This window comes from uncultured Acetatifactor sp. (assembly GCF_948601915.1).
Classification (GTDB): Bacteria; Bacillota; Clostridia; order Lachnospirales; family Lachnospiraceae; genus Acetatifactor.
Genome location: NZ_CAPDXS010000080.1, coordinates 1 through 6134, shown reverse-complemented (window position 1 = coordinate 6134; position 6134 = coordinate 1). Strand labels below are relative to the sequence as shown.

Annotated in this window: 4 protein-coding genes and 1 pseudogene; 1 reads left to right on the top strand and 4 read right to left on the bottom strand. The window is 59.2% G+C overall.

Going from position 1 to position 6134, the window contains the following annotated elements; all coding sequences use genetic code 11:
• Positions 1-827, top strand: a pseudogene (locus tag Q2B33_RS14295) (hypothetical protein); the annotation flags it as partial.
• On the opposite strand, the gene Q2B33_RS14290 reads toward Q2B33_RS14295, so the two are convergent.
• The 4 genes from Q2B33_RS14290 to Q2B33_RS14275 all read right to left on the bottom strand — a co-directional run bounded on the left by Q2B33_RS14290 (position 803) and on the right by Q2B33_RS14275 (position 6064).
• A complete protein-coding gene (locus Q2B33_RS14290; protein ID WP_300568042.1) occupies positions 803-1825 on the bottom strand; it encodes a glycosyltransferase family A protein in 1023 nt (340 codons plus the stop codon). The pseudogene Q2B33_RS14295 and the gene Q2B33_RS14290 overlap by 25 nt on opposite strands.
• 147 nt (positions 1826-1972) lie before the next feature.
• Complete coding sequence (locus Q2B33_RS14285) at positions 1973-3676, bottom strand: ABC transporter ATP-binding protein (protein ID WP_300914081.1); 1704 nt, start codon at positions 3674-3676, stop codon at positions 1973-1975.
• A gap of 29 nt (positions 3677-3705) precedes the next feature.
• On the bottom strand, positions 3706-4887 hold the full coding sequence (locus Q2B33_RS14280; protein WP_300568036.1) for a Coenzyme F420 hydrogenase/dehydrogenase, beta subunit C-terminal domain: 1182 nt from the start codon (positions 4885-4887) through the stop codon (positions 3706-3708).
• A 34-nt stretch (positions 4888-4921) separates the two neighbouring features.
• Positions 4922-6064 (bottom strand): polysaccharide pyruvyl transferase family protein, encoded by a 1143-nt coding sequence (locus Q2B33_RS14275; RefSeq protein WP_300568033.1) that lies wholly within the window; start codon positions 6062-6064, stop codon positions 4922-4924.
• Positions 6065-6134: the final 70 nt, after the last annotated feature.

Genomic DNA, 6134 nt, shown 5'->3' with positions numbered 1-6134 from the left:
CAGATAGCGGCCTTTCAGGGGCGATGGATAGCAGCCTTCCGGGGGCGGCAGATAGCGGCCTTTCAGGGGCAACGGCCTGCGCCGATGCCGTGCATCTATCACTGGACTTCGCAACCGGCTCCGATGGCATCGTCCCAGACCGCGCCCCGAACGTCCGGGACGGACAAGGCGCTGATAACTTCTCAGAAAAAGCGCTTCTCTACCAGGGCGGGGAGATGCTGAACCTGATCAGCCGCATCCTGGTGCCCCGGCCTCTGACAGAGAGCTGTTCCCCGGATTTCCGCACGCCCTGCGCCAGGGCATACAGGCGGAGCCTGATAGAACGGTATTCCATCCGTTTTTCACCGGATATCCGAATTGGGGAGGACCTGCTCTTCAACCTGGAGTACCAGCTGCGGGCGAAATCCTGCGCCTACATCCCCAAAACGGTATACTTTTATGACATCCACGGAGACTCCTCCTCCCATCACTTCAATCCCGGCCTGCGGCAGAACCATGGGAGGCTGCTGGAGGCTGTCAGGGAGGCGCTGGAGAAAAACGGCATGTTCCCCCGGCTGCAGCGCGACTATTGCTCTTATGCGCTGGAGAATCTGACCTATGTGCTCATCCGGGAGATATTCAGTCCCCTGAGCACCAGGAAGTACCGGGAGAGCCGCCGCCTCTGCCGGGAAATGCGGCGCAGCCCGCTCTACAGGCAGGCGATGAGGCAGAACCTCTCCACCGGCATCCTGCCCCGCAGAATCCTGGTAAGCGCCTTTTGGCTTCGCTGCTATCTCCTCACGGCCCTGATCTCCCGGGTGAGCTATGCCTGGCTGGAGCGCAGGTAGCAGCATATCTTCCGGTAGACGGGATAGACCTTCTCCGCCACCCAGCCCTTGACGAAAAATGCCCAGATGACCTCCTTCAGCGCGTCCCCCATACGGAAGCCCCCGCAGCTGCGCAGCCTTCCCAGGGCTTTCAGCGCCTCCTTCCACCGGCGGTATTTCAGGGAAATCCGATAGCGGCGGGCGGCTTTCCAGCCTGTGACGCGCCGTCTCGACTCCTCGTCTTCCAGGCCGCAGAGCTCCGCGATATCGTCCACCAGGCGCTCATAGTCCGCGTACTTTTTCTCCTCCTGCTGCTGTGTCAGGCCCGTCCTGGAATGGCTCCCGGCCCTAACCGCCACGCCGTACAGTTCTTCACGGATAGTCGGGCATTTGTATCGGTACACGAAGGGCAGCAGCATCTGGAAATTCTGCCCCACGTCATATTCCGGGATATGCCTCTGGGGATAGATGCGGAAAAAAGGCTCCGACCTGAACATGTAGCAGCCGCAGCAGACGAAGGTCCTGGACTCCAGGATGTCCCAGAACAAATCCTCTTTCGACAGATCCCCCCGCTGCTCATCGGCCTTGTCCAGCCGCTCTCCTGTGTTTTCATCGAAATAATAGGACAGGGACCTGACGCATTGGTACTGGGGGTGCCCCGCGAGGAACGCCACCCTTTTCGCCACGGACTCCGGCTCCAGCACATCATCGCTGTCGGGCCAGATTAAATACTCCCCTGTCACATAGGGAAGCCCTGCGTTGATGGCGGCGGAGGCGTTCCTGTGGGACGCCTGTACGATGCGGTAGGCGTAACCCCTGGCGGCGAACCTTTCCCGATAGCCCTCCGCCACCTGTAAGGTCGCGTCCGCGGAGCCGTCATCCGCAAGAATCATCTCTATCCCGGGATAGGTCTGCGACAGCACGGAGTCCAGCATCCCTGCCAGATGCGCCTCCCCATTGTAGACCGGCGTGACGATGGATACCAGCCCCTCCTTCCGATTCCTTCCCACTGAATCCATGTTCCTTCCTCCCATTCCCATCTCTTTTACTTTCGAAAAGGCCTGATTCTGCTTTCTGAAATTCCGAGAGCGTATTTTTGAAGCCTCCAGACCACATATCACGCGGCTTTCCGGAATTCCTTCGGAGCGGTTCCCACAGAGCATATCCTATTTCACCCGCAGGATCTTCCTGTCCTCAATCTTATACACCGCATCGCACTCATTGGCCAGGCTCATGTGGTGGGTCACCATGATCAGCGTCTTGTTCTCCTTGATCTGGCGGATAGAATCGATGACCGCCATCTCCGTCTCCATGTCCAGCGCCGCGGTGGCCTCATCCATCACCAGCAGCTCAAAGTCCTTGTACAGCGCCCGGGCCAGGGCGATCCTCTGCCGCTGTCCCCCGGAAATGGCGGTCCCGTTCTCTCCGATCAGGGTGTGCACCCCGTCCGGCATCCGCTGGACGTCCTCCCATATCTGGGCGCATCTGAGGCATTCCTCCACCCTTGCCTCATCGATTTCCCTCTCGTCCTCAAAAAAAGCCACATTGTTCTGCACGGTCTCCCCGTTCAGGTACACGGTCTGGGGGATGTAGCTTACCAGCTCCCCCATGCTTGCCCTGCAGGGCCCCTGGGAATCCCTTTGGCCTACAATGTCATAGTCATCAAAGAACACATGGCCCCCCTGCGGCTTCAAAAGGCCTAACAGGAGATCCACAAAGGTGGTCTTCCCCGCCCCGGAAGCCCCAATGATGGCGATGGAGCAGCCCACCGGAATGTCGATGGAGGCATCCTCGAATATCTTCACCCTGTCATTGTAGCCAAAGGTCAGGTTCCTGACGCAGACCCCTTTCTCAAAGGTCAGGCGCTTCTGGCGCAGTTGGCCCATACGCCCTTCCTCCTCCTTGATTCCGGCATATCTCCCCATGCTCTCCCGGATGGCCTCATAGGCTTTCCCGGCGAACTCCACATTGTTCATCCCGCTTAAGATGGTATAGGCCATGGGCAGCATCCTGACCAAAGCCGTGATGTACACCACCATAGGCGCAAGCACCATGGCCAGGTCCGTGCCGAATACGAGAATCACCGCCAATATCACGAACATGGCCGCCATGATGGAATTCTGCAGGATGACGGCGATGCTGTTGAGCTTATATCTGTATTCCCCCTGCACCTGGGCGTAGTCGCTGCTGGCCTCTCTGTATTTCCCCAGGACGAAGGCGCAGCGGTCGTCGATCTTCATCTCCTTGAAGGAACCGTAGGCAATGGTAATCTGGGAATTGGCCTTGATGGAGCAGGCCCGGGATTTCTCTCCGTAGGCCTTCATCCGCGCCCGCATCCGGACGAACACAAAGGCCATGAGCGCAAGCAATACGATGCAGCTGGCCACTCCCATCCATTTGGACACATAGACCAACATCACCCCATAGCCCGCCATGGTGATGCCGTTCACCACGATTCCGATGCAGTCCATGATGATCTGGATGCAGCTGGTGGTATCGTTGCGGACCATGTTCAGGGCCTGCATGGCGCTTTTTTTGCTGTGCTCCCCCAAATCCTCCTTGATCAGCAGCTCGTAGATCTTCATGGACAGTTTCTGGGCTCCATTGTAGACGAAGCGGTTGGAGACTCTGCTCTTATAGAGCTCGAAGAGGCATTTCAGCAGGGACAACAGTATCATGAACAGCGTAAAAGCTATCAGTCTATCGGATGCCCGGTTTTCCTGCACCACCCTGTTGATGATGTAGATGATGACAGAAAAGCTGAAGATGTCCACCACCGGACTCACCAGGCTGAAAGCCGCGTACAGCTTCCAGGTCCTCTGCTCCTTTTTCTCCAGTATGCCTGTCAGGTATCTGAACATTTCCCTCATGTCGCTTTCCTCCGAATTCCGTATCCGTCTCATTTCCCGCCTCTTCCTCCCGTCAGCCGCCTCTGTAATTCTCTCCATGACAGATTCAGCCGGAACCAATCCACGAACAGCCCGAAGGGCAGCCTCCGGTACAGACCCATGAACCTGTCCCGCCCTGCCGCCGCAGGGGTGGGGCCTTTCAGCCTTGGCTGCAGCACGTCCTCCCGGCCGCAGGGGAACCAGTCCGCCTCCCCCTTCATCTCCTCCCAGATTTCCCTGGCCAGGTCGGTGTGGAGGATGACCATGGAGGTGCCCAAACCGTCGTCCATGTCCGGCCGGGCCTTCTCGATCCCCCAGAAGTCCCCCAGGGTGAAATCGCTGTCCCTGTCCACGGTGCAATAGCCGCAGGCATGGCAGGAGGGCCGGATGATATGATCCGTGAAGTACATCCTGCAGAACATATCGGAATTCAGGCTTCCGGCATACTCTTTCCCGTCTACCACATAGGCGCAGGTATGTCCGTTGTCCCCCGCCCTCTTGTCCCGGAAGGAGAACGCAGTCATTCTGCCGCCCCGCTTCCGCTCCAGCCACTTCACATAGGAGGCCCAGATGCCGGGGGAAGGGGCGCCATAGCAGACCAGGTCCGCCACGATTAGCTTCGGCCATGTTTTCCCCAGGAACCGTCTCAGGGCATGGGCCTGGCAGGGCGTACCGACGAACAGCACCCATCTGCCCTCCGCCAGCCGCTGCCGGATGCGGCCATAGGTTCCCGTCAGGTCGCTCTGGACATATTTCGTCCGCTTCAGGGCGTCCAGCTCTTCCCCGCCGCACGCCTCTCGGTGCGCCACTCTCATATGCTGGTCAAAAGCAGCTCCGTAGACCACCCCCTGCCGCCGGAGCACATAGTCCGCCAGCAGCGGGAACATGCCGCCGGAGGAGCTGGCCAGGCGCAGATTTCTGTCCCTGGCCCGGATGCCGAAATAAGAGTTCTCCGCTTTCCCGGGATTTCCGTGAGATGCGTCCCCGCCGTGGGATGCTTCTCTTATAGGACATGTCCGCTCACATTTCCCGCATTTTATGCACTTTTTTTCGTCGATTTCCGGATACAGGAAGCCCTCTCCGTCCATGGCCATCCGTATCGCGCCCACAGGGCATATGTCCCCGCATGCGCCGCAGCCGCAGCATTCCTCTTTCTTCCGATATAGCTCCATCCCCGCTCCCGCCCCTTTCATGTACACGCCGCCCCCGGCAGAATCCGCCCCGTCCTCAAACTGCCCAGATCCCCCGCAGGTTCCCCAGCAGGAACTCCCCGGAGGCCCGGGAGGCCTCCACCGTCCGCCGCCGGACTTCCCCCCAGTCCACCAGGGCGTCGATATCCCTGTCGCCCTCCCCACAGATTCTGTCCTCCAGGCCGTGAATCCGCAGAATGTTCTGCAGCCTGGCGCTTAAGCTGCTGTGGGCGAAGGCCAGGAACTTCTTCTGAAAAATGATGCTGAACGCCACCGCGTGGAAGGAATTGGTCACCACATAGTCCGCATGGTGGATGTACCCCAGAAATTCCGCCGGGCCGGCCGTCACGTCCAGGTCGAAGCCCTGATCGGCCCCCTGGAGCCCGGCCCGCACCTCCACCACGGACAGCTTCTTCTCCCGGGCCAGCTTCCCGGCGTACTCCGCCATCCTCCGGTTGCCCTCCGTGACGTACACCAGTATATAGCCCTTTTTCTCCGGGGCCTTTTCCGCCTGCTGCCAGGTCTCCCTCTCCAGGAAGAACACCGGATCCAGCACCGCGGCCACCTCCCCTTCGTAAAATCTCTTTACATAAGGAATGGCCGCTTCCTCCCGGACGGACAGGGCGTCCACATGCCTCACCAGCCTCCCGAATTTTTCGTCATACCGGTCAGGAATGGACGCTCCGCCGAAGCTGGCGGCGTAGGAAATCACCTTCTCCTTCCCCCTGGCCTGAAAAGCCCCGAAATAGGCCCTCCGCAGCCCGCAGGTGATGGCCGGGTTCCATATCTGGTCGCTGCCCACGATATAGCACCGGTAGGTGAGCTTCCTAAGCCCCCTGACGGACAGGGCCTTGCGCTGGCCCGGCTCCAGCAGGTAAGTCCTGCGGAACCGCTCCATGTTGGCCCGCTGCCTGGAAAACTCCTCCCGCACCCGCATATGGGCCAGGAAGCCGTTCCACATATGGAACAACCCCCATATACGGCCCTTCAGCCCCTGAATGGGGGCATAGGGAATCCACCAGTGGCGGCCTGTCATATAGGGCGGTTCATAGCGGACAATCTCCGTCCCTATCCCCTTGCCGTTCAGGAACCGTTTCAGCCCATAGGCCTGGAGCATGGCCCCATAATTATTCGAACAGTGGAACGTTATGATGCCCACCTGCGCATTTCTTTCCCCCATCTCACCGGCTCCTTTCCTTCACCAAAATATGTATCAATCTATCCAAAATCACGTATATCGGATGACAGCA

Bases quoted from the DNA above. Each gene is read 5' to 3' on its own strand.
- Q2B33_RS14290 (WP_300568042.1), bottom strand. From the start codon at position 1,825: ATGGATTCAGTGGGAAGGAATCGGAAGGAGGGGCTGGTATCCATCGTC.
- Q2B33_RS14285 (WP_300914081.1), bottom strand. From the start codon at position 3,676: ATGAGGGAAATGTTCAGATACCTGACAGGCATACTGGAGAAAAAGGAG.
- Q2B33_RS14280 (WP_300568036.1), bottom strand. From the start codon at position 4,887: ATGAAAGGGGCGGGAGCGGGGATGGAGCTATATCGGAAGAAAGAGGAA.
- Q2B33_RS14275 (WP_300568033.1), bottom strand. From the start codon at position 6,064: ATGGGGGAAAGAAATGCGCAGGTGGGCATCATAACGTTCCACTGTTCG.